Below are 642 nucleotides of genomic sequence, written 5' to 3' on the forward strand. Positions count from 1 at the left end.
ACCGCGATCTTCGTCGGCGGGACGATGTTGCCGACGCCCTCGGCGGCGTTCGCCCAAACCGCGGCCGACCTGTTCCTCAACCCGCTAGGCTTCGACGCCGGCGACGATCCGACGGTCTGCGTGATCGGTGCCGGCATCTGCGATTCCCCGCTGCAGGTGCTGACCACCCCGCAGCTGATCCTGCAGGGGCACAGCAGTTTCGTCGGCGCGGCCGAGATCGTGCGGGCGGTGCACGCCCAGCTCGACGCCAACCCGGGCGCCTACGATGCCGACAACCCGCTGTGGATATTCGGCTACTCGCAGGGCGCCACGGCCGGTTCGATCGCGATGGCCCAACTGGCCCACGACGGCGTCAACCCGCAGTTGCTGCACTTCGTGTTCATCGGCGATCCCTCCGATGCGAACGGCAGCTGGCCGGGCAACACCAGCGACACGCTCTGGGACCGGCTCTTCGACATGCCGATACTCAACGGCAACCTTATTTTTAATGATTCGTTGACGTCGTAGATCTACACCTTCCCGGGTGATCCCGTCGCCGACGCCAGTTCCAACTCGATGCTCGGCCTGTTCTACGAGCACGTCATGTACCTGGGGCTGACCCCCGAACAGGTTGCCGACCACACCGCAACCACCGACGGCGCG

The 642-nt window shown here is 65.6% G+C and carries 1 protein-coding gene; it reads left to right on the forward strand.

Annotated elements, in window-relative coordinates:
- Positions 1-507 (forward strand): PE-PPE domain-containing protein (locus A5771_RS09885; protein WP_234783015.1); only part of this gene is annotated, 507 nt, incomplete at its 5' end.
- Positions 508-642: the final 135 nt, after the last annotated feature.

It is taken from the genome of Mycolicibacter sinensis (assembly GCF_001667375.1).
Lineage (GTDB): Bacteria > Actinomycetota > Actinomycetes > Mycobacteriales > Mycobacteriaceae > Mycobacterium > Mycobacterium sinense_A.